Source organism: Enterococcus sp. AZ011, assembly GCF_050548355.1.
Taxonomy (GTDB): Bacteria; Bacillota; Bacilli; order Lactobacillales; family Enterococcaceae; genus Enterococcus; species Enterococcus faecalis.
The window spans coordinates 2,041,968-2,063,200 of record NZ_CP172959.1 but is presented as its reverse complement, the minus strand read 5'-3'; the positions used below and the strand labels follow the sequence as shown (position 1 = coordinate 2,063,200).

Annotated in this window: 19 protein-coding genes, 1 tRNA gene and 1 other annotated feature; of the genes, 17 read left to right on the top strand and 3 right to left on the bottom strand. The window is 37.1% G+C overall.

Annotation, left to right across the window (positions count from 1 at the left end; genetic code table 11):
• The first annotated feature begins 137 nt into the window (after positions 1–137).
• The 8 genes from IGL36_RS09930 (at position 138) to IGL36_RS09895 (ending at position 7,896) form a co-directional block, all read left to right on the top strand.
• Positions 138–1,655: a flavocytochrome c gene (locus IGL36_RS09930; protein ID WP_002356617.1), complete on the top strand. Its 1,518-nt coding sequence runs from the start codon at positions 138–140 to the stop codon at positions 1,653–1,655.
• A 226-nt stretch (positions 1,656–1,881) separates the two neighbouring features.
• On the top strand, positions 1,882–2,466 hold the full coding sequence (locus IGL36_RS09925) for a thymidine kinase (RefSeq protein WP_002356618.1): 585 nt from the start codon (positions 1,882–1,884) through the stop codon (positions 2,464–2,466).
• Between the two features lie 11 nt (positions 2,467–2,477).
• A complete protein-coding gene (prfA, locus tag IGL36_RS09920; protein ID WP_002384180.1) occupies positions 2,478–3,551 on the top strand; it encodes a peptide chain release factor 1 in 1,074 nt (357 codons plus the stop codon).
• Positions 3,544–4,377 carry a peptide chain release factor N(5)-glutamine methyltransferase gene (gene prmC, locus IGL36_RS09915; RefSeq protein WP_002384181.1) on the top strand — a complete coding sequence of 278 codons (834 nt, stop codon included), beginning with the start codon at positions 3,544–3,546 and terminating at the stop codon, positions 4,375–4,377. Before prfA ends, prmC begins: the two co-directional genes overlap by 8 nt.
• 43 nt (positions 4,378–4,420) lie before the next feature.
• A complete protein-coding gene (locus IGL36_RS09910; protein ID WP_002374278.1) occupies positions 4,421–5,443 on the top strand; it encodes an L-threonylcarbamoyladenylate synthase in 1,023 nt (340 codons plus the stop codon).
• Positions 5,444–5,518: 75 nt separating this feature from the next.
• Positions 5,519–6,757: a serine hydroxymethyltransferase gene (gene glyA, locus IGL36_RS09905; RefSeq protein WP_002356623.1), complete on the top strand. Its 1,239-nt coding sequence runs from the start codon at positions 5,519–5,521 to the stop codon at positions 6,755–6,757.
• A 131-nt stretch (positions 6,758–6,888) separates the two neighbouring features.
• Positions 6,889–7,518: a uracil phosphoribosyltransferase gene (gene upp, locus IGL36_RS09900; protein ID WP_002356624.1), complete on the top strand. Its 630-nt coding sequence runs from the start codon at positions 6,889–6,891 to the stop codon at positions 7,516–7,518.
• 105 nt (positions 7,519–7,623) lie between these two features.
• On the top strand, positions 7,624–7,896 hold the full coding sequence (locus IGL36_RS09895; RefSeq protein ID WP_002356625.1) for a membrane protein: 273 nt from the start codon (positions 7,624–7,626) through the stop codon (positions 7,894–7,896).
• Between the two features lie 73 nt (positions 7,897–7,969).
• Here IGL36_RS09895 and IGL36_RS09890 read toward each other — a convergent pair whose 3' ends face one another.
• Positions 7,970–8,206: a hypothetical protein gene (locus tag IGL36_RS09890; RefSeq protein WP_002381528.1), complete on the bottom strand. Its 237-nt coding sequence runs from the start codon at positions 8,204–8,206 to the stop codon at positions 7,970–7,972.
• A 158-nt stretch (positions 8,207–8,364) separates the two neighbouring features.
• On the opposite strand from IGL36_RS09890, the gene IGL36_RS09885 reads away from it, so the two are divergent.
• Positions 8,365–8,437: transfer RNA gene (locus tag IGL36_RS09885), tRNA-Thr, on the top strand.
• Between the two features lie 48 nt (positions 8,438–8,485).
• Here IGL36_RS09885 and IGL36_RS09880 read toward each other — a convergent pair.
• A complete protein-coding gene (locus IGL36_RS09880; protein ID WP_002398013.1) occupies positions 8,486–8,812 on the bottom strand; it encodes an AzlD domain-containing protein in 327 nt (108 codons plus the stop codon).
• Positions 8,799–9,506, bottom strand: coding sequence for an AzlC family ABC transporter permease (locus tag IGL36_RS09875; RefSeq protein ID WP_002379698.1), 708 nt, complete (start codon positions 9,504–9,506; stop codon positions 8,799–8,801). The genes IGL36_RS09880 and IGL36_RS09875 overlap by 14 nt, the downstream gene beginning before the upstream one ends.
• 213 nt (positions 9,507–9,719) lie before the next feature.
• On the opposite strand from IGL36_RS09875, the gene IGL36_RS09870 reads away from it, so the two are divergent.
• The 8 genes from IGL36_RS09870 to IGL36_RS09835 all read left to right on the top strand — a co-directional run bounded on the left by IGL36_RS09870 (position 9,720) and on the right by IGL36_RS09835 (position 20,886).
• Entirely contained in the window at positions 9,720–10,271 is a 552-nt protein-coding gene (locus tag IGL36_RS09870; RefSeq protein ID WP_002398014.1) for a helix-turn-helix domain-containing protein, read from the top strand.
• A gap of 112 nt (positions 10,272–10,383) precedes the next feature.
• The gene (locus IGL36_RS09865; protein ID WP_002398015.1) at positions 10,384–11,715 is read left to right on the top strand and encodes a hypothetical protein; all 1,332 of its coding nucleotides are present in this window, start codon (positions 10,384–10,386) and stop codon (positions 11,713–11,715) included.
• 175 nt (positions 11,716–11,890) lie between these two features.
• Complete coding sequence (locus tag IGL36_RS09860) at positions 11,891–16,414, top strand: bacterial Ig-like domain-containing protein (protein ID WP_159154274.1); 4,524 nt, start codon at positions 11,891–11,893, stop codon at positions 16,412–16,414.
• A 198-nt stretch (positions 16,415–16,612) separates the two neighbouring features.
• Complete coding sequence (locus IGL36_RS09855; protein ID WP_002356634.1) at positions 16,613–17,314, top strand: bacterial Ig-like domain-containing protein; 702 nt, start codon at positions 16,613–16,615, stop codon at positions 17,312–17,314.
• Positions 17,315–18,751, top strand: coding sequence for a helix-turn-helix domain-containing protein (locus tag IGL36_RS09850; RefSeq protein ID WP_002356635.1), 1,437 nt, complete (start codon positions 17,315–17,317; stop codon positions 18,749–18,751).
• A gap of 243 nt (positions 18,752–18,994) precedes the next feature.
• Positions 18,995–20,182, top strand: coding sequence for an FtsW/RodA/SpoVE family cell cycle protein (locus tag IGL36_RS09845; protein WP_002356636.1), 1,188 nt, complete (start codon positions 18,995–18,997; stop codon positions 20,180–20,182).
• 24 nt (positions 20,183–20,206) lie between these two features.
• The gene (locus IGL36_RS09840) at positions 20,207–20,566 is read left to right on the top strand and encodes an arsenate reductase family protein (protein WP_002359675.1); all 360 of its coding nucleotides are present in this window, start codon (positions 20,207–20,209) and stop codon (positions 20,564–20,566) included.
• A 5-nt stretch (positions 20,567–20,571) separates the two neighbouring features.
• Positions 20,572–20,886: a glycine cleavage system protein H gene (locus tag IGL36_RS09835; protein WP_011109554.1), complete on the top strand. Its 315-nt coding sequence runs from the start codon at positions 20,572–20,574 to the stop codon at positions 20,884–20,886.
• Between the two features lie 53 nt (positions 20,887–20,939).
• Positions 20,940–21,187 (top strand) — a binding site (T-box leader).
• The last annotated feature ends 46 nt before the right edge of the window (positions 21,188–21,233 follow it).

Below are 21,233 nucleotides of genomic sequence, written 5' to 3'. Positions count from 1 at the left end.
TAAAAAGTAGTGGTAGCTTTTTTATTTCGGTTGATATGTGAATGTGTTCACTTTATGTAACAAACTGTTATTTTTATTCAAATGAAAAATAAGAAATTGTGTTGGTAGAAATCAATAGTTTATAAGGTGGGAAAACAATGAAAAAAGTGTTAATGGGAGTTCTTTCCCTAGGGTTATTATTAGGTGCAGCAACAGGTTGTACAAGCGATCAAGAAAAAGCCGCTGGTAAAACAAAAGCATCTTCTGAAAAAACAGAAGCAACATCTGGTGCCTCTGCTAATGGTTATACAGATCCAAGTGAACTAAAAGACAGTTATGATGTTGTTATTGTTGGTTCAGGTGGTGCGGGGATGACCGCTGCATTACAAGCCAAAGAAGCTGGCATGAATCCAGTTATTTTAGAAAAAATGCCTGTTGCAGGTGGGAATACAATTAAATCGTCTTCAGGAATGAATGCTTCACAAACAAAATTCCAAGAAAAAGAAGGCATTAAAGATAGCAACGATAAATTCTTTGAAGAAACACTAAAAGGCGGTAAAGGAACCAACGATCAAGAATTACTACGTTATTTTGTTGATCATTCAGCTGAAGCAATTGATTGGTTAGATACAAAAGGAATTACATTGAGCAATTTAACGATTACAGGTGGAATGAGCGAAAAACGCACACACCGTCCTGCTGACGGATCAGCAATTGGGGGCTATCTAGTTGACGGTTTAGTACGTAACGTTCGCGAAGAAAAAATTCCATTGTTTGTTGATGCTGACGTCACAGACTTAGTTGAAGAAAACGGTCAAATCGATGGCGTAAAAGTGAAAATGAAAGATGATAAAGAAAAAACAGTTAAAGCAAAAGCAGTCGTTGTCACAACAGGTGGTTTCGGTGCCAACGAAAAATTAATTACACAATACAAACCAGAATTGAAAAACTATGTTACAACGAACCAAGAAGGAACAACAGGTGACGGCATCCAAATGATTCAAAAAGTTGGCGGTGCGTTAGTAGATATGAAAGAAATTCAAATTCACCCAACTGTTCAACAAAGCGATGCTTTCTTAATTGGTGAAGCAGTTCGTGGAGAAGGCGCAATCTTGGCTTCTCAAAAAGGAGAACGTTTTGTTAATGAGTTAGATACACGCGACAAAGTTTCCGCAGCAATCAATGCCTTACCAGAAAAATCAGCTTATTTAGTCTTTGACCAAGGCGTACGCGACCGTGCAAAAGCCATTGATTTCTATGATCAAAAAGGCTTCGTGGAAAAAGGTGAAACGATTGAAGAATTAGCTGAAAAAATTGGCATGCCTGCCGATACATTGAAAGCAACGATTGATACTTGGAACCAAGATGTTAATGCCAAAGATGACAAACAATTTGGCCGGACAACTGGCATGGAAGCTGACTTAAGCACAGCGCCTTACTACGCAATTAAAATTGCCCCAGGGATTCACCACACAATGGGTGGCGTGAAAATCAACACGAAAACAGAAGTTTTACGTGAAGATGGCACACCAATTAAAGGTCTATATGCTGCTGGTGAATTAACAGGTGGCTTACATGGTCAAAACCGTATCGGAGGCAATGCCATCGCCGATATTATCATTTATGGTCGTCAAGCAGGTACGCAATCAGCAGAATTTGCCTCTGCTCAAAAATAACTAGCATTAAAAAGTCTGAAATTGTAGTCAAATAACTACAATTTCGGGCTTTTTTATTGCATACTAGCAGGATCATTAGTTGGAGCATAAAAAGCCCTGCTAAAATGACTTTGGCGTAGATTCTGTTTTTTTCAGAAAAATGCACGACCATTTTAGCTAAAAATACTGCTTTTTTGCTGAAAATATAGTAAAATACGTAAGGAACTAACGGAAAGGTGTAGTGAACATGGCTCAATTATTTTTCAAGTATGGCGCAATGAACAGTGGTAAAACCATTGAAATCTTAAAAGTAGCACACAATTACGAAGAACAAGACAAACCAGTTGTTTTGATGACCAGTGGACTAGATACACGTGATGGTGTCGGGAAAGTATCCAGTCGCATCGGATTACGCAGAGATGCTATTCCAATTTTTGAAGAAACCAATGTCTTTGACTTGATTAATGATTTGTCTTACAAACCTTTTTGCGTATTAGTCGATGAATGTCAATTTTTAAACAAGCATCATGTCATTGAATTTGCACGAATTGTTGACGAATTAGATATTCCAGTAATGGCATTTGGGCTAAAGAATGATTTTAGAAATGAATTATTTGAAGGCTCAAAGTATTTACTTTTATATGCAGACAAATTAGAAGAATTAAAAACGATTTGCTGGTTCTGTCATAAAAAAGCAACTATGAACTTGCACTATATTGATGGCAAACCCGTTTATGAAGGGGATCAAGTCCAAATTGGTGGGAATGAAGCCTACTATCCTGTTTGTCGCAAACATTATTTTCATCCAAAAACAGTGAATGAAGAACAGTAAGGAGAGACACTATGTACGATCAATTACAATCTATTGAAGATCGCTATGAGGAATTGGGCGAATTATTAAGTGACCCAGCAGTCATTAGTGATACAAAACGTTTCATGGAATTATCGAAGGAAGAAGCTAATACACGTGAGACGGTTGAGGTTTATCGCCGATATAAACAAGTTGTTGAAGGGATTAGCGATGCCGAAGAACTTTTAAGTGAAAACTTAGATGCGGAAATGGCCGAAATGGCGAAAGAAGAACTTTCTGATTTGAAAAAAGAAAAAGAAGTGTTAGAAGACCGCATTAAAATTTTATTATTACCAAAAGACCCAAATGATGATAAAAATATCATCATGGAAATCCGTGGTGCAGCCGGTGGCGATGAAGCCGCACTTTTTGCTGGCGACTTATTTAATATGTACCAGAAATATGCAGAAGCACAAGGGTGGAAAGTGGAAGTTTTAGAAGCGAACGTCACTGGAATCGGTGGATATAAAGAAGTAATTATGATGATTTCAGGAGATAACGTCTTTTCAAAATTAAAATATGAAAGTGGCGCTCACCGCGTGCAACGAGTTCCTTCAACAGAATCACAAGGACGGATTCATACATCGACAGCAACCGTTGTAGTTATGCCAGAAGCCGAAGAAGTCGAAATCGAATTAGCTGATAAAGATATCCGTGTCGATATTTATCATGCAAGTGGCGCTGGTGGACAGCACGTCAATAAAACCGCTTCGGCTGTTCGTTTAACCCATTTACCAACAGGAATCGTGGTCGCAATGCAAGATGAACGTTCACAGCTAAAAAACCGTGAAAAAGCAATGAAAGTTTTGCGTGCTCGTGTGTATGACCAAATTCAACAAGAAGCACAAAGTGAATATGATGCTAACCGTAAATCGGCGGTGGGGACCGGAGATCGTTCAGAACGAATCAGAACGTATAACTTCCCACAAAATCGAGTAACGGATCATCGTATTGGTTTAACCATCCAAAAACTAGACCAGATTCTTGCTGGTAAATTAGATGAAATCATTGATGCATTAGTCTTATATGATCAAACATCGAAATTAGAAGAGATGCAAAATGGCTAAACGTTACTTTGAAGTCCTTAACTGGGCTTCTTCTTTTTTAGAGGCGCAAGGCAAAGAAGGCTATGCTATTCACTATGTTTTTTTAGAACGTAAAGGTTGGGATAAAACGCAGTGGCTCCTGCATATGCAAGAAGAAATGCCTAAAGAAGAAGAGGAACAATTAAAAACGGATTTAGCCCAATTATTGACAGATTACCCAGCACAATATTTACTAGGACAAGCTGAATTTTATGGACATTCCTTTATTGTTAATGAACATACTTTGATTCCTAGGCCAGAAACAGAAGAATTAGTCGAGCGTTGCTTAAAAGCCAACCCAGATACTCCTTTGACGGTCGTGGATGTCGGAACAGGGACAGGTGTCATTGCGATTAGCTTGAAACTGGCACGGCCCAACTGGCGAGTTATTGCCATTGATCTTTCAGAGGAAGCGTTGACTGTCGCTAAACAAAACGCGAAAGTATTAGGTGCTGACATCGAATTTTATCATGGGAATGGCTTACAGCCAGTTGCTTCTGAAAAAATTGATCTGCTTATTTCTAATCCGCCCTATATTAGTGAACAAGAATGGCATTTAATGGATGCAAGTGTCCGAACGTATGAACCTAAAACCGCTTTATTCGCTGAAAATAACGGTTTGGCTTTATACCAACAATTAATTCATGAAAGTCAAACGATGCTTAAAGCAGACGGTAAAATTTATTTTGAAATAGGGTTTCAACAAGGCGCGGCCCTCCAAGAATTATTGAGCGCCGCCTATCCACAAAAAACAATTAAAATTGAAAAAGATTTATCTGGCAACGATCGCCTCGCGATAGCCGAGTAACTAAGGTTCTTCGTCGCCACTTTTCTAGAAGGAGCGATTTGCAATGGAAACAAAAAAATTAACCAAACAAGAAATAGCCCAAGCAGCAGCAGCCATTCAAGCAGGCGAGCTAGTGGCTTTTCCAACAGAAACTGTTTATGGCTTAGGTGCCGATGCCTTAAATGAAGCGGCAGTAAAAAAAGTTTACCAAGTAAAAGGCCGCCCCAGTGATAATCCATTGATTGTTCATGTGAACAACGTTGAGATGGTCAAAAAATACGTGGCGACCTTACCAGAAGTCGCTACAAAATTGGTGTCTGCCTTTTGGCCGGGACCATTAACTTTAATTTTTAATGTGCCTAGCGATACATTTTCTAAAACAGTAACAGGTGGTTTAGAGACAGTCGCTTTTCGTATGCCAGATAACCAAGCGACCTTAGCTTTGATTGAACAAGCCAATGTTCCATTGGTCGGACCAAGTGCGAACACTTCTGGTAAGCCTAGTCCAACATCTGCAGAGCATGTTTATCATGATTTGCAGGGGAAAATTGCTGCCATATTAGATGATGGCCCAACGCAGATTGGGGTGGAGTCAACGGTCTTAGATTTAACGGCGGAAGATGGTGTGCCAGTTATTTTACGACCAGGAGCAATTACCAAAGAGCAGTTGGAAAGCATTATTCCTCAAGTGAAAATCGATACACATTTGATTAGTGAAACTGCAGCACCCAAAGCGCCAGGGATGAAATACAAACACTATTCTCCTGATGCGGAAGTTTGGATTATAAGCGGTCAAACAGCAGAATGGCAAGCGGCGATTCAGCAAGCAACAGAACAACAGGAAAAAATCGGCTTATTTTTAAGTGATAAACAGGCAGCACAACTAGATACAGAAAATGTATTTGTTTATTCTTATGGTGCAGAAACGGTTGAAAATGCCACAAAAGAACTATTTGCAGGGTTAAGAGCGTTAGATGAGCAAGGAGCTACCACGATTTTTGCGCAAGGATTTGCAGAAACTGGTTTAGGCACTGCTTACATGAATCGCTTGAAAAAATCAGCTAATCAAAAATTTTTTGAAAAATAAGAGGTATTTGTAACGAAGCTGACACAGAAGTATGATACAATCAGACAAAAGAAAACAAAATGGAGTGTTGTTTGAATGGATTACAAAACGTATGACCCAGATTTATGGAATGCAATTGCAAGAGAAGAAGAGCGCCAAGAAAATAACTTGGAACTAATCGCATCTGAGAATGTTGTGTCAAAAGCAGTTATGGCTGCCCAAGGAAGTATTTTAACGAATAAATACGCAGAAGGTTACCCTGGCAAACGGTACTATGGTGGTTGTGAATTTATCGATATCGTAGAAAATTTAGCTATCGATCGTGCCAAAGAATTATTTGGTGCAAAATTCGCGAATGTACAAGCCCATTCAGGTTCTCAAGCCAATACAGCGGCATACCTTTCATTGGTTGAACCAGGTGATACCATTTTGGGGATGGATTTATCAGCTGGTGGTCACTTAACACATGGTTCGCCCGTTAACTTTAGTGGCAAAACCTATAATTTTGTCAGTTATGGAGTGGATCCTTCAACAGAAGTAATCGATTACGATGTCGTGCGAATTTTAGCAAGAGAACATCGTCCAAAACTAATCGTTGCAGGCGCAAGTGCGTATTCACGAACGATTGACTTCAAACGTTTCCGTGAAATCGCTGATGAAGTAGATGCCAAGTTAATGGTTGATATGGCGCATATTGCAGGCTTGGTAGCTTCAGGGTTGCACCCAAATCCAGTTCCGTATGCTGATATCGTAACAAGTACGACCCATAAAACATTGCGTGGTCCTCGTGGCGGTTTAATTTTGACAAATAGCGAAGAATTGGCGAAAAAAGTAAATAGTAGTATTTTCCCAGGCATTCAAGGTGGCCCGTTGGAACATGTGATTGCCGGAAAAGCCGCAGCTTTTAAAGAAGCATTGGATCCAAGTTTTGCTGAATATAGTCAGCAAGTGATTGCAAATGCGCAAGCGATGACGAAAGTTTTCAATCAAGCGCCAGAAGCTCGTTTAATTAGTGGGGCAACAGACAACCACTTATTACTGATTGAAGTGACAGGTTTTGGTTTAAATGGAAAAGAAGCAGAAGCTATTTTAGATAGTGTAAATATTACTGTCAATAAAAATTCAATTCCGTTTGAACAATTAAGTCCATTTAAAACAAGTGGTATCCGTATTGGAACGCCTGCGATTACTTCACGTGGTTTTAAAGAAGAAGATGCGGTAGAAGTTGCTAAATTAATCGTTCAAGTCTTAAAAGATCCAGAAAATACAGCAGTTCATGATGAAGTCAAAGCAGCTGTAGCAGCGCTAACTAAAAAATATCCATTATATAACTAACATCAGGGATAGCTGAAGCGCGATTCTCTGTACAAATAAGAGTCGGAGCTTAGGATTTAAGGAATTCAACTTGTGTCCTAGGCTCTTTTGTTTTACAATAAGAAAGAATAAAATAATGAAGGAGAATAGATATGGGAAAATTTCAAGTAATTGATCATCCGCTAATTCAACACAAACTAACAATGATTCGCGAAAAGAACTGTGGGACAAAGGTTTTCCGCGAAGTTGTCAACGAAATTGCTATGTTAATGGCTTATGAAGTATCACGGGATATGCCTTTAGAGGATGTTGTCATCGAAACACCGATGGGTAAATCAACACAAAAAACACTTTCAGGGAAAAAAGTAGCAATCATTCCTATTTTACGTGCCGGCATTGGCATGGTTGATGGGATTTTAGAATTAATTCCAGCAGCGAAAGTTGGACACGTTGGACTTTACCGTGATGAAGAAACGTTGCAACCACATGAATACTTCGTGAAATTACCTGAAGACATTGCAAGTCGTCAATTATTTGTTGTTGACCCAATGCTAGCAACAGGTGGTTCCGCAATTATGGCCATCGATTCATTAAAAGAACGTGGTGCTAGCAACATTAAATTTGTATGTCTAGTGGCCGTTCCAGAAGGTGTGAAAGCTTTACAAGAAGCGCACCCAGATGTAGATATTTATACAGCAGCTTTAGATGAGCGCTTAAACGAAGACGGCTATATCGTTCCTGGTTTAGGGGATGCTGGTGACCGTTTATTCGGAACAAAATAATAACAAAAAACCGTTAGATAACCGATTATGGTTACTAACGGTTTTCTTTTGCTTAAAGAACTTTTCTAGGTGTATAATAAAAAATAAAAAAACAAAGGAGGAGCTATGAAAAAGAATAAAAAAGTCTTACACGCTATCGCTGTGATTGCTAGTGTGATGTCAGTTTTGATGTATGTTTCATATATTCCACAAATTTATGGAAATTTACATGGGGAAAAAGGCAATCCGACGCAACCATTAGTGGCAATGATTAATTGTATTTTTTGGACGATTCATGGGTTATATGGAGACGATGGAGAAACACGAGATAAGTCCATTATTTTTGCTAATGTTCCCGGAATTATTTTTGGTTTTTTTGCTTTTATTACAGCATTATAGTTTCCGACGAATTGGAAAGTATTCCAATTCTGTACATAAAAAAGAGCGGGGGAAATTTCCCACGCTTGAAGAATTAAATCTTTTTCAATTGTTTGTAATTAATAACAATCACACCATTGCTATGCACCATTAAGTGATTGTTTTTTTGCGTTTCGTCAATTTCGACGACAGCGGCATTTTTTAATTGTTTCGTAACAACGCCTGTTTGTGGCTGTCCGTGAACAAGAAAAGTAACATGGGTGTCAACGGCGAAATCCTTACCAGCATCCGATGGAACAACAGGAGTAACCATACCATTAAAATTTGACATACAAAAAACCATCCTTTCTTGATATCTCTATTATACCACATTTTCAGAAAAAAGTTTGTAAAGTCGCTATTTGGCTTATTTTAAAGAGATTTTGTATAAATAAATAACAAACAGACTTTACAAATAAAGTAGAAAGTCCTATAATAGATTTGTTTCAGGCCAGCTTAGCTCAGTTGGTAGAGCAACGCACTCGTAACGCGTAGGTCACAGGTTCGATCCCTGCAGCTGGCATCTAAAAAACAGACAGGCACTACCATCTGGTAGTGCCTGTCTGTTTTTTTAGATGAAATTTTGGATTAGTGCAAATGAAGCAATGCCTACCAGTACAATAATCAATAAGTTTTTAGAGAGTATTGCGGCTAAAATGGTAGGAAATGAAGCGAATAAATAAGGAAGATTGAGGCTTGGTAAATGCCCTATTCTTTGTTCAAATAAGCTACTAAACCATAAGGCGGACATAATCACAATGGGAACAAAACTTAGATATTCTAATAATTTCTGCGGCAGACTGATTTTTTTTAAAAGTAAAAATGGCAGTATTCTTGAAAGCCAGGTTGCAACGGTACAGCCTAAAATTGTTAAAAAGAGATACTCAGAAGAAGGCATGTTTTATCATCACTCCTATTCCACAACCGATTAACGTGACAACTAAGACAATTAAATTACTGGGAATAAAAATTAGACCAATAGACATCAACCCAAAAGTAATCAGGACCATGATGAGTTGTAAAGCAATTTTCATGGAACGATCACTAATTATCTGCAGATAGAGTAAACCAATGAACATAGCCACGACCGCAAACTCAAGACCTAATGCTTGAGGATTTGCAATAAAGCGCCCTAGATAGGCACCGATGATCGTCGAAAAAAACCAAGTCGCATAGGAAATCAAATTGGCAGCATTAAACCACTCAAAACTTAAACGTCCTTTGGTGTGGTTTAATTTATTCATTCCTAGTGCAAAACTTTCATCCGTCAGTAAGGTTCCCAACCAGAGATTTTTACCGAGAGATTCGGCTTTAAAGTAAGGCGCAATGGTCATTCCCATAAGAATCATACGCGCATTTACTAAGAAAGTCGCTAACACAATAGATAAGATAGGGCTGCCACCAGTCAACATACTAACTGTTACAAACTGAGCAGATCCTGCAAAAATAAAAAACGACATCGCACTAACAATAAGAGGGGAAAAACCTGCTGCTTGTCCTACGATACCAAAAGCAATGCCAATACCAATATAGCCAAAAACCGTTGGCAAGGCTTCACGAATGCCAGTGCGTGCATCTAATTGGTGGTTCATTCTCTTTTTTTCCTTCTTTCTGTATAAAATTTAAACACGTGTGTCTGAAAATCTAGACCTTCGATAATGAGACACAACGAGCGAATGAGCGTTTTCATTATTAACCACTCCTTTTGAACAACTAAGATATATATTGTATAATACAATAAAGAATACTTTTGTTCAATATATTAAACTTTTAGATAATAAAAAGAAACAGAAGGAGCAACTATTTTGGAGATTAATACAATTATTGGCAATAATTTAAAAAAAATTAGACAAGAAAAAAAACTTACGTTAGATGAACTAGCTGGGATAACCGGAGTGAGTAAAGGGATGCTTTCGCAGATTGAAAAAGGAACCACCAATCCTACCATAAATACAATTTGGAAAATAAGTAATGGACTCAATGTTCCATATACGTATTTATTAGAAGGTGACTATGTTAAAGAAAATCCCGTGGTAAAAAAAACTGAGACGGTAACACAACATTCTGAAGATCACTCCTATCGAGTCTTTAATTACTACTCAGACAACCAGGAAAGAAACTTTGAACTCTTTCAGTTTGAATTAGATCCAGGGAAAAAGTATCAAGCTGTTGGGCATTCAAAACGTTCGACAGAATATGTCATGGTTATTCAAGGAACATTAGCTATTGAAGTGGGCGGTCAGAGATACCTTCTTCCAAAAGACGCCGCTATGTATTTTGATGCTAATCAAGTACACACGTATATAAATGACGGAACAGAGAAAGTCCAAGCAGTCGTCATTAACTATTATACGTAATAGTGGAAAATAGACATTAGGAAATTGCTACATCTGTTATTTTATGGACAAAAAAAGTAAACAATGCTACCCTAAAAATAATAGAAAATGAAAGATAAAAGAAGAGGTCAAAATGAATAAAAAAATTGAAAGTCTTGGTAATACAGCATTAAGTTTACTAAGTAATACGATTATTGTTGTGCCTTATTTACTTTACATTCAATTGAGTGATGGACACAACCTTCTAACAATTTTACCATTTGTCTTATTTTATACATTGCGTATGACAGGCATTTTTCTGGTTCGAGGAATTAATTTGTCTTTAACTAGTCTAGGTCTACTAAAGATTTCTCTATTGTTAGGCTTGGCAGGCTCCTTAATTGGGATCGCCGGCGCTTATTCTTTCCCACTTTATAGTATTTCAGGAATGTTATTAGGACTTAGTGGGGCGTTGTTGCCACCAAGTAATCAAACAATTCGCTTTTTCTTGAAAGAAGAAGGTCAAAAAATCAGTCATAGTAATCTTTTAACGACAGTCTTATTGACCGCTGTTTTATTTGGCGCTTTATTTTTTAAAGCGACTGAGATTGGACTGGCGTTATTGGTGTACGCGCTCTATTTTCTGGTTGCTTTAGTAGCAATCAAGAGCTATCCTGTTTCATTAAACGAGCTAGAAGAAGAATCAGCAGAAGTTTCACGAAAAGAATTAATTCTGTTTGTTATCTTTTTTGTGTTATTACTTTTATTAAGAAGTGGTCGCTTATTAACGAATGCGGTGGAATTTGATTATGCGATTGTTGGCGCCTGCTGTTTCTTTGTGGTGGCTGTCCTTTTCGTTAGTCATTATGGCAAACGCGGTGCGTATAAAGTATCATTAGAAATGAATCTTGCGACCTTGATTAACGGGATTGTCGGGAACTATTTATTTTTATTTGGTTCCATTTATGTTGCAGGGGTTTACGGCAGAGCTCATATGGGCATCTATCTCTATTTACCTTATGTTTTAGGGATGATTTTTGCAATGATTGTAGCTAGTAAAACGAAACAATGGTCAAACAACATACCAATGATTGGTCTGGCGGGAAGTTTGGGAATATTACTTCTTACCTCGTGGACTATTTTAGGCCTGTTTCTCTTGAGTTTTTTCAAAAGCACATTGAATAGCTTTTTAGCTAGGCGATATTATCAAGAGACAGATTTGCCAAAAGATAGCCGCATCCTTATCAAATATACAACACAAACAAAAGGGAGTTTATTCCATCAATTTATTTTGATGGCGCTTATGTTAGTCACTGTAGTAGGCAAAGGTGGCACGACACAATTTTTATTAGAATTGACTGGCGGCAAAGGTATTTCAACGCAAACAAGTCAATTTTTAACTTTCATTAAAAATAGTAACTCGCTCTTAGTGTTATTGTTTATTGCAGTTTATTTCGTGGTCGTTTTTCGTCAAAAGAAACGATAATTTACAAATATTAATAAAAAAATACTTGGAAAAACAGTGATTGTGGCTGATTTTCCAAGTATTTTTTTATGAAAAGCTGTTTTTTTTTTTCGAAGATTCAAAAAAAATTAATCAATTGTTTCATTTTTAACAAGCTATTATTAGGTTATATGAATTTTATTGAAAGGGGATTAGTATGAAGAAAAAAACTTTTTCTTTTGTGATGTTGAGTATACTTCTCGCACAAAATTTCGGGTTTGCCGCAAATGCCTATGCTGTAACAACGACAGAAGCACAAACAGAGACCACTGATACAGTAAAAAAAGAGGCAGAGTTATCGAACTCAACACCATCTTTACCTTTAGCAACAACGACTACTTCAGAAATGAATCAACCAACTGCAACAACTGAATCGCAAACCACAGAGGCGAGCACAACAGCTTCCAGTGATGCTGCTACACCATCTGAACAACAAACAACGGAGGACAAGGACACCTCACTTAATGAAAAAGCCCTACCAGATGTTCAAGCGCCAATTACAGATGAACTACTTGACAGTATGAGTCTTGCGCCGATTGGTGGAACAGAATACAGCCAAACAGAGGTTCACCGCGAATTAAATACAACACCGGTAACCGCTACGTTCCAATTTGCTGTTGGAAACACAGGTTATGCACCTGGATCAGTTTATACAGTTCAATTACCAGAACATTTAGGTTATTCAACTGTTAGCGGAGATGTGACAGGCATTGGCGCAACTTGGGCAGTCGATGCGGCAACCAAAACATTAAGTATTACGTTTAATCAGCGAGTTTCGGATACCTCCTTTAAAGTAGAACTAAAAAGTTATCTAACAACAGAGGCGGAACCATTAATCAAAATTGAAACTCCAGGAAAAAATAAAAAAACCTACTCGTTTGATTTATATGAACAAGTAGAACCAATTCAATATAACGAACGAACCAGAACGACAGGGTTAGATGGCGAAATTTTTTATAATTTAGACCGGACGTTAACTGGCAATCAAACATTAGAATTATTGACAACAGAGACACCAGGCGCTGTCTTTGGAAAACAAGATAACTTGGAACCTCAAGTTTTCAGTTACGATGTCGACATTAATGGTCAAATTTTACCAGAAACGCAAACCCTGTTAACACCTGGCAAAGATTATACATTAAGCGATAATTCACTCGGGCGGATTGCTGTAACTGTTCCAAACATGAATCAACAAAAATCCTATTCTTTATCGATTAATCGGACAATTTATTTAGAGAGTGTTTCGGACTACAGTTATTCATTTTATCAGCAATATCCAACAACCAAGTTAGGTTCTCTTTCGTTAAAAAGTACGACAGGAACTAAACAAACAACCGATTTTACTGCTAAGACGAGTCAAACAAGTAAAGTAATTGCTGATCGTGAAATGCGTAGTATGTCCTATATCAGTTTTCAAAGCAAAGGGAAATATTATGTAACAATTTATGGCACGTTAACAGAAACAAAAGTGGGTCAACAAATCGTATTAGAGAGTACAAACGGTCAAGAAATTAAGAATCCTAAATTTACGGCGTATGGTCCTTTATATGAAAATGTAAAATTGGAAGACTATTTTGATATTAAAACTGAAGGTGGCAAGCTTATCTTAACGGCCACAAAAGATAGCTATTTAAGAATAAATATTTCTGATTTAACAATGGATTTTGACAAGAAAGATATTAATCTATCATTAAGTACACCTGTAATTGGTCCCAATAAAGCCATTCAGTTACTATCTGATCAATACGTGGAGCCAATCGCTATGTTAAATCCTACGAATGCGGAAGCGACATGGGGAAATTATGATCGAAACGGTGCTTATATGAGTGATACCGAAATTGCTGTAGCAGGTAGTAAGGCCAACCCCATTGAAAATTTAGAGATTAAAATAAAACATCCGCAATATCTATCTGTTAGAGCCACAAAAGATATTTATTTTTCATATTATGTTTTAGGGAAAGATTATACAGTCACACCAACCTCAGATGGTTCGATCATTAAGTTCACTACGCCAATTACAAATGAGATTGAAATTCCAATTGGCTTTAATTACGTGCCAGATAGTTTACCAAAAGATAAAAGTATTCCTTTTGATAAAATTCCTGTGACAATGAGTGCTGATGGCATTTCCCCTATCGAAACAGAAGTAAATACCAATCGACACATTGGTTCAGAACGAACACTTCAAAGTAGTAAAAATCAATTCCTTGTCAATGCACGAAATGATTCTTTTGACTCACTAAGCGTCCGTACAAAAATTCCAGCTGGCGCCGATGTTCTTTTTGACATTTATGATGTTTCAAACGATCAGGTAGATTCAATTTATCCACAATACTGGGACCGCGGTCAATACTTTGATAAACCAATGACGCCAAACAGCCCTGGATATCCAACGATTACTTTTGACGAAAATACCAATAGTTACACGTTTGATTTTGGAAAAACCAACAAACGTTACATTATTGAGTATAAAAACGCCAATGGCTGGATCGACGTGCCAACTCTTTCTATAACAGGGACAGCGAAAGAACCACAATCGAATAATAATGAAGGGTCTGCTTCGGTTTCTGTTCAAAATGAAGCGTTAGACATTTTGAGTGCAACACAAGCGGCGAATCCAACATTAAAAAATGTAACAAAAACAACAGTAACAACAAAAAATATTGATAATAAAACACATCGTGTGAAAAATCCAACGATTGAATTAACACCAAAAGGCACAACCAATGCTCAAATTGATTTGAATTCTATTACCGTGAAAGGCGTGCCAGAAGATGCTTATTCATTAGAGAAGACTACAAACGGTGCGAAAGTCATTTTTAAAGACTATACATTGACAGAAAACATTACGATTGAATACAATACTGTCTCTGCAAACGCTGGCCAAATCTATACAGAAACAACAATCGACTCTGAAACATTGGACCAGATGTCTGCTAACAAGAAAAAAGTCACCACTGCACCAATCACATTGAAATTCTCAGAAGGCGATGCGGAAGGTATTGTTTATTTAGCAACTGCCACATTCTATACGCATAACATAGAGGATGAAAACCAAGCAATTGCGAAGGTTTCTTTTGAACTAATTGATAATGTCACGCATACAGCAACCGAATTTACAACAGATGAAAAAGGTCAATACTTCTTTGATGCCATCATGACAGGTGATTATACTTTGCGAGTAACGAATGTACCGCAGGAATATTCCGTGGATGAAGAGTATTTGACAGGAAAAGCCATTAAGCTGGTCAAAGGAGACAACCAACTAAAAATTCCATTAACGAAAACAATTGATCACAGTCGTTTACAAGTCAAAGATTCAACGATTTATGTGGGTGATTCATGGAAACCAGAAGAGAACTTTGTTTCAGCGACAGATAAAACAGGTCAAGACGTTCCCTTCGAAAAAATCACTGTTTCAGGTCAAGTTGATAACACCAAAGCAGGCGTTTATCCAATCGTATACAGTTACGAAGGTAAAGAAGAAACAGCTAATGTGACCGTCAAAGCCGACCAGTCTAAGTTAGAGGTAAAAGATTCAACGATTTATGTCGGCGATAAATGGAAACCTGAAGATAATTTCGTTTCAGCAACAGATAAAACAGGTCAAGACGTTCCTTTTGAAAAAATTGACGTTCAGGGAACAGTGAATGTTGATAAAATAGGCGATTATGAAATTGTCTATAAAAATGGCACAAAAGAAGCGAAAGCAATCGTTCATGTCCGTGATGACAGTCAGTTAGAGGTCAAAGATACAACAATTTATGTGGGTGATAAATGGGAAGCAGAAGATAACTTCGTTTCCGCGACAGACAAAACAGGTCAAGACGTTCCGTTTGAAAAAATTGATGTTCAGGGAACAGTGAATGTTGATAAAATAGGCGATTATGAAATTGTCTATAAAAATGGCACAAAAGAAGCGAAAGCAATCGTTCATGTCCGTGATGATAGTCGTTTACAAGTCAAGGATACAACGATTTATGTCGGCGATTCATGGAAACCAGAAGAGAACTTTGTTTCAGCAACAGATAAAACTGGTCAAGACGTTCCCTTCGAAAAAATCACTGTTTCAGGTCAAGTTGATAACACCAAAGCGGGCATTTACCCAATCATTTACAGTTACGAAGGTAAAGAAGAAACAGCTAATGTGACTGTCAAACCCGACCAATCTAAGTTAGAGGTCAAAGATTCAACGATTTATGTTGGTGATTCGTGGAAACCAGAAGATAATTTCGTTTCAGCGACAGATCGTGACGGTCATGCTATATCCTTTGATAAGGTTCAAGTAAAAGGGGAAGTTGATACAAAGAAAACAGGAGAGTACCAGATTTCCTATACCACTGAGCCAGTTAATGAAACCAAACCAGCTGTGCAGTCACGACTTTTCTCAATGTTTTCAAACGAAACACCTCGTCAATTGACGACAGTAGCAACTGTTCATGTGATTGATCGTAATCCTACACCACTACCAGATAAAAATGAGAACAACCAGACTAGTTCCTCAACGAATCAAACCACGATAAAAAGTAGTCAGTATGTCACACATATTGTGAAACCTGACAAGCAAGGACGTTATCCCAAAACGGGAGAACAAACTAATGGTCTATATCGTGTGCTAGGACTTGTTGTGTTACTTATTGTGATTATTAGTGGTATAGTCATCAAGAAGAAACGAAAATAATTAAATGAGCGTGGGGCAAAAGTTTAAAGTAACTTTTGTTCCACGCTTAAAAGATGAATAAGTGCATGAATGAGGGTAGCTGTTTCCTTGGAAAATAGGAAGTTTTACAAGTGACTTTTATTTTAAGAACACCTATTAGCAGGTTTTTCTGTTAAGATAGTTATTTTTATGAAATAGTTTGGAGGAATAATAAACGAGATGAACCAGCGAACTATTTATTATGGTAGTATCGGCACAGCCTTATTTCTTTCTTCAGGAATGTTGATTGCTTCAGTGAATAGCTATGCAAACGAAGCGACAACGCCAGGCAAATACACCGTGACTTATGAAGTGGATGGCAAAATTGAAACAGCAACCATTACGGTCAAAGAAAATCAAACGGAACTTAAATTAAAAGACACGTTTTTAGGAGTTAATCAAGCATGGTCACCATTAGACAATGTCGTTTTTCTAAAAGATAAAGAGGGTCGCCCTTTAAATTTAGAAAATGTAATTATAGAAAATAATGTAAATACTCAAAAAGTAGGCCTTTATTTTGTAACCTTCCGTTACGAGTCATACCTTTCTATTGCGAAGGTGTATGTCAACCCTACTAATTTTGCTGCAGAGGGGAATATGCTTGCAGAGCTTCCTTATAGTCAAGCAATGATTGGCCCAGAAAGACCAATTATTGCCTCGAGACAGGACAAGGAGCAACAAACAAAACAGGAGAAAAAGAAAAATAAAATTGAACAGGAACGAGTAAATAAAAAGGTGCTGTTAAATGATGAGTTGTTGAAAAAAATAGATACGATAGCCCCAGTGGAAATTACTGGAGGAGCGGCAAGTGGGTCCTCTCAATTTGGCACCACTTTAAGCTTCCTGTCAGGCTCACTTTTGTATGGAACAAGGAGAGTTTAAATGGAATTCTTGTTATTAGATGATCGGGAAAATTTAAAATTAGCGATTATTAGAAAGTTAGAGCAACAATATTCATTTTCTGAACGAAAAGATCGTTTATGTAAGCAATTAGCTATTTCTCCTTATTTGCTAGAACGGAACATAACAGAAATCAATGCAGATTTGCAACGCTTTGGTCTGATTAATGAGATGGAAATCAGTGAAAAAAATAATGAAATTTTGTTATCTCAAAGCCTTCGTATTTCTTCAAGTATTATTGAAGAATATTATTTAAAAGACTCGTTAGAATTTAATCTATTAAAAACGATTTTCTTTCATCAGTTTACCTCAATCAAAAAATACGGTGAAAAGCACGGGATGAGTCGAACGGTTGTATACAAAATTGTTGACCATATCCGGAAAGAATTAGGTCAATACGGTATTAAGTTATCCAAAAATTTACAACTTAGCGGCAATGAAATGGCGATTAGACAATATTTTACTATGCTTTATTACCGAATTTACAAAGATTCTGAAGAATTATATAATCAAACAGATCTTCGCGCAGTTAACCAATTATTGGCTCAATTGAAAGGCTCTTATGAAAATATCACTAATTTTCATTTATTTAAACATTATGTATTGGTGGCGTTAGAACGAACGCAGAGAAAAGCTAATTATTTTTTATCCCAAGAAGAAAATCCATTCGCTTTTGATGAAGAAAGTTCGATTTATCAAGAAATTCAAAGTTGGATCAACGAAGTGATGAAGGCGACTCATGCAGAGAAAAACGCAGAAATTCAAGGAATTATCGGCAATTTATCGGTCTATCAAAGTGAACTTATTTCGGAACATTTGCTGAGTTCTCACAATGAGGCAATTACGGCTACGAAAACATTATTCTTTTCTTATATGCCGTTTACAATTTCGGACGAAGAATTTTATCAAGAAATTGTTCCGATTATTTATCAACATCGTTTTATTACGCCGTTCATCGATATCACCTTACGAATTATGGATTTAGAATTTTTTCAGGAACGCTACCCAATTGTTTTTAATAGCTGTCGTCAGTTTTTATTTGCGTTGGATTGCTCGGCGTTTGAGTTTAGTAAGCTTTCTTTATTTTTTGATTTGCTATTAGTGTTATCCCGTCTTTATGACCAAAGGAATGAAAAAAGCACGATCAATCTTTATGTGAATTTTACGCAAGGAGAAAAATATACTCAGTTTATCAAAGAACAAATCAAAATATTCGAATCTTTCAGCATTCACTTTCATTCAGCGATTCGACCAGATACTGATTTAGTAGTTTCGGATTATTTACCAAAAACGTTATTTTCAGTAAAATGTTTAATTTGGTTAGCGCCCCCGCGAGCCAGTGACTGGCAAAATTTTGGCAACGAAATTGTCCGAATTAATAAAGAGCTACAACAAACGAAACAAAGAAAAAGCGAATAAAAACAGTCGCAACGTGTTTTAGTTGCGACTGTTTTTTGTTACTGAATGTTTATAGTAAACTTTCTCATTATCACTGATGTAAAAAATTTTAAATAAAAGCCAAATAGGATTGAAGAAAAAGAAAAAATTGCTAGTGAAGGACCAATTCTCTAAAGTTTTTCTCAAATATAGTAGAATTCCTTTCTTTTCTTCTGTGAGAAAGATATAATAAAAAACGTATGAACAAAGGAAAAGGGATGACGAATGAATAGAAAAGAGAAAACAAATTTAGATAGTCGAATTGATTACGGCGTGATATTACCAGTTTTTCTTTTATCACTAATTGGTATGCTATCGCTTTACGTAGCGCTTTACAATGATCCAAGCAAACCTAAAATTGGTAGCTTGTTAATGAAACAAGGACTGTGGTATTTAGTCGGAGGATTAAGTATTGTCATTATTATGCATTTTAGCTCAAAATTACTCTGGCGGTTAACGCCCGTTTTTTATGCACTTGGATTAGTATTAATGGGATTACTACTGAAATTCTATGACCCCGTGCTAGCAGAGCAAACAGGTTCTAAAAACTGGATTCGCTTTGGTGGCACCACATTCCAACCATCGGAATTGATGAAGATTGCGTTTATTTTGATGTTGGCCTATATAGTGACCATGCATAATGTTAAATATGTGGACCGAACACTCAAAAGCGACTTTTGGCTAATCGCTAAAATGCTATTAGTGGCGATTCCGGTAATTGTTTTAGTACTTTTACAAAAAGACTTCGGGACGATGTTAGTTTTCTTAGCCATTTTTGGGGGAGTTTTCTTAATGTCTGGCATTACTTGGAAAATTATTGTGCCAGTTTTTATTTTAGCTGCTCTAGTGGGGGCAGGAACTATTTACTTGATTACAACAGAAACAGGTAGAGATTTATTGTCTAAGTTAGGGGTCGAAGCCTATAAATTTGATCGGATTGATTTATGGCTAAATCCTTTCCATACAGATCCAGATCGCTCATTCCAACCAGCGCTAGCATTAACAGCAATTGGTTCTGGGGGCCTTTTCGGAAAAGGCTTTAACGTGAGTGATGTGTATGTCCCTGTTCGTGAGTCAGATATGATTTTTACAGTTGTTGGTGAAAACTTTGGCTTTATTGGTGGCTGTTTCATTATTTTGTTGTATTTTATTTTAATCTACCGCATGATTCGCGTTTGTTTTGATACAAATAATGAATTCTATGCCTACATTGCCACAGGAATTATCATGATGATTTTGTTCCATGTTTTTGAAAACATTGGAGCGAATATTGGTTTACTACCATTAACTGGGATTCCATTACCGTTTATTAGTCAAGGTGGTTCTTCCATTTTAGGTAACATGATTGGGGTGGGCTTAATTATGTCCATGCGTTACCAACAAGAAACGGTTCGTACCAGAAGTGGTCGTTAAAGAAAGAAGAAAGAAGGGGTAGAAATGTACACACTTTATGAATATCCTAAATGCTCAACTTGTAAAAAAGCGAAAGCTTGGTTAGACCAACAAGGCGTTAAATACCAAGCAATTGATATTAAAGCAACACCGCCTAGTAGTGAACAATTAGCAAAATGGATGAAAGAGACCGGCTTGCCTGTTCGTCGTTTTTTTAACACAAGCGGGGTTTTATATAGAGAACAAGGCTTAAAAGATCTTGTTGACAGTTTTTCTATTGAAGAAGCAAGTCAGCGTTTAGCTGCGGATGGCATGTTGATTAAGCGTCCAATTCTCTTAAAAGACAATACATTTCTAACGAATGGTTTTAAAGAAGCAGATTACGAAGGAGTGCTTGGAAAATGAGTGAAATGAAACAAATCGATCAATTATGGATCTTACCAACAGAAGCAGGTTATAAAATTGGTTTAACCGCCGAAGCCCAAGAGGATTTAGGGAAGATTACTTTTGCGACATTTCCCAAAGTCGGACAAACATTAGCTAAAGGTGACTCTTTAATTGAATTAGAAGCAGAAAAAGCAGTCAGTGAATTCAGTAGTCCATTATCTGGTAAGGTAGTTGCGATTAATGAAGCGGCTGATCAAGAGCCAAGTGCATTAGATGAAGAAAATGCCTGGATTGCTGTTTTAGCAGATGTTGAACCAACAGAATTTGAAAATCTTTAGTCTTACGTTGACAAGGCCAATGATTATTGCTATAATTTTCTCAATCTAATCAAAAGAAAGCTTTGAAAAGAAGAGTACATGTTAAGGACGTTTGAAGAGAGCCCTGTTTGCTGAGAATGGGTAACAGATTTAAGATGGAAGATGGTCTTTGAGCAGAGTAAGTGAGCGAAGCAGTGAACTTACTACGGGGCGCCCGTTACAGCCAACGGTATGCGAAGAATCAAGTACCGTATGAGGTTATTATTGAGAAATAATAGCGAATTAAGGTGGTATCACGAAATGACAAACTTTCGTCCTTTTTGCTGTAATAGCAAAAGGATGGAAGTTTTTTTGTTTTTATTAAGCAA